The 2,200-nt window shown below is 60.7% G+C and carries 3 protein-coding genes; all 3 read left to right on the top strand.

The genetic code is table 11. The features are described 5' to 3' along the window. Window positions 1-451: DUF4331 family protein (locus V7080_RS25245; protein WP_334191129.1), on the top strand; the 451-nt coding region annotated here is incomplete at its 5' end. A gap of 36 nt (window positions 452-487) precedes the next feature. Continuing rightward, window positions 488-730 (top strand): hypothetical protein, encoded by a 243-nt coding sequence (locus V7080_RS25240; protein ID WP_334191128.1) that lies wholly within the window; start codon window positions 488-490, stop codon window positions 728-730. Window positions 731-871: 141 nt separating this feature from the next. Beyond that, the coding region (locus V7080_RS25235) for a TonB-dependent receptor (RefSeq protein ID WP_334191127.1) at window positions 872-2,200 on the top strand (1,329 nt) is incomplete at its 3' end.

Genomic DNA, 2,200 nt, shown 5'->3' with positions numbered 1-2,200 from the left:
GCCCGCCCTGGTGGAAATCCTCTACGGCAGCGCCGGCGCAAAGGCGCCGACGAACTTCCCGCGCAATGATCTCGTTACCGCTTTCCTGACCGGCGTACCGAGCTTGAACCGGCCGGCGAATGTGGTTGCATCCGAGATGCTACGCCTCAACACCAATATTCCGGTGACTGCCAGCCAGAACCGCCTAGGGGTGATCGGCGGCGACAATGCAGGCTTCCCGAACGGCCGCCGTCCCGGCGACGACGTCGTCGACATTGCATTGCGCGTGGTGATGGGACGCCTGTGCACGCTCAACCTTGGCTGCGCACCCGCGGACGCTCCGGCAGGCGCGCTCGACTTCACAGACGGCGCTTATCTGGATGCTACCTTCGTCAATAACACCTTCCCGTATCTGAAATCGCCGATTCCGGGCTCACCACAAAGCGGTGCCGTGCAATCGTCCGGACAGTAAGTCCGTAACCCCGCGAATCCAGACCAGGAGAACATCATGAAAAAGTATCTGTTGATTGCCGGCATGTCTGCTGTGCTTGCCGCCTGCGGCGGCAGTGACGGCGACAGCGCATCGGCGAATCCAGGTGGAGGCAATTCGCCACCCATGTCAACGGTCGACGCATTCTTCAGCCGCGTCATGGCATTGATCGGTTCGTCGCCCGACAACACCGAACCGGTCGCAGTTGATTCAGCGACCCCGACGACGCCGGAAGACACCGAGCCGTCGCCGTTAAGCTGACGAGCGGCAAAGCAGCAAAATGAAGCCGGCGGCCGGATTACCATCCAGCCGCCGGCTTTTTGTCAGATGCATGCCAGTTTTTTACGCATCGATGCAACACCGCCGGTAGACTCGCCATGTCTTTTCCTCATTGACCCGATCATGAAAAATAAAAATATTCTTCCCGTCCTTTGCCTTCATTTTCTGCCCACGTTCGCCTTGGCAGGCGGCATCCAGGCACCTGAACGCACTCTCGATGCGGTCGTGGTTGAAGCGGACAGGCTCAATCCGATGGGCGTTGCCGATTCAGCCAACCAAGGAACTGTTACAGCCAAGCAACTCGAGAACCGGCCACTGGCGCGAACCGCCGAGATGCTGGAAAACGTGCCGGGCGTGATCGTCACCCAGCATTCCGGCGACGGCAAGGCAAACCAATACTATGTGCGCGGCTTCAATCTCGACCATGGCACCGACTTTCGCACCACTGTCCTCGGCATGCCGGTCAACATGCCCAGCCATGCGCATGGCCAGGGTTACTCGGACCTGAATTTTCTAATTCCCGAACTGGTCCAATCGATCACCTACAAGAAGGGTACGTATTACGCAGAGGAAGGCGATTTTTCCGCTGCCGGCGCCGCTGCCTTCGACTATGCGCACACACTGCCCCGTGGCATCGCCAGCATCGAAGTCGGCCAGCGCCAATACCGTCGTGCCGTGATTGCCAACTCCTCTGCAGCCGGGCCGGGCAACCTGCTGTACGCGGTGGAAGCGGCTGGCCAGGATGGGCCGTGGGAATTGCCGGAGAATTACCGCCGTTTCAACGGCGTGCTCTCCTATAGCTGGAAAGCGGGCCAGGACGATTTTCGCGTGACCGGGATGGCGCTGCGATCGAATTGGGATTCGACCGACCAGATCCCGAGACGGGCGGTCGAATCCGGCGCAATCGGGCGCTTCGGCTTTGTCGACCCGACCGACGGCGGGCAGACCTCCCGCTACAGCCTGTCAACGGACTGGACGCGCCGCTTCGCCGATGGGGGAATGCGCGTCAATGCCTACGTCATCCGATCCCGCCTGGATCTGTTCAGCAACTTCACCTATTTCCTCGACGACCCGGTCAACGGCGACCAGTTCGAGCAGGCGGAACGCAGGACGGTTACCGGGCTCAGTGCCGACCGGACATGGGTGCACAAGTTGGCCGGCTTCGACTCCGAAACCACCGCAGGTGTCCAGTTGCGGCGCGATGATCTCGATCCGGTTGGCCTCTACAAGTCGGCAGGCCGCAGCCGGCTAACCACTACACGGGAGGACGAATTAACGGAAACCGCGGCGGCAATCTTCGCATCCAACACCACACGCTGGACGCCGTGGTTTCGCACCGTAGCGGGCGTGCGCGGAGATCGCTATGACTTCGACGTGACCAGCAACAATCCGGCCAACTCCGGCAAGGTCCACGACACCCTGACCAGCCCAAAGCTTTCCGGCATCTTCAAT

It is taken from the genome of Noviherbaspirillum sp. (assembly GCF_036846085.1).
In the GTDB taxonomy this organism is placed as follows: Bacteria; Pseudomonadota; Gammaproteobacteria; order Burkholderiales; family Burkholderiaceae_D; genus Noviherbaspirillum.
The sequence above is the reverse complement of the archived record's forward strand: the minus strand, read 5'-3'. Positions and strand labels throughout refer to the sequence as shown.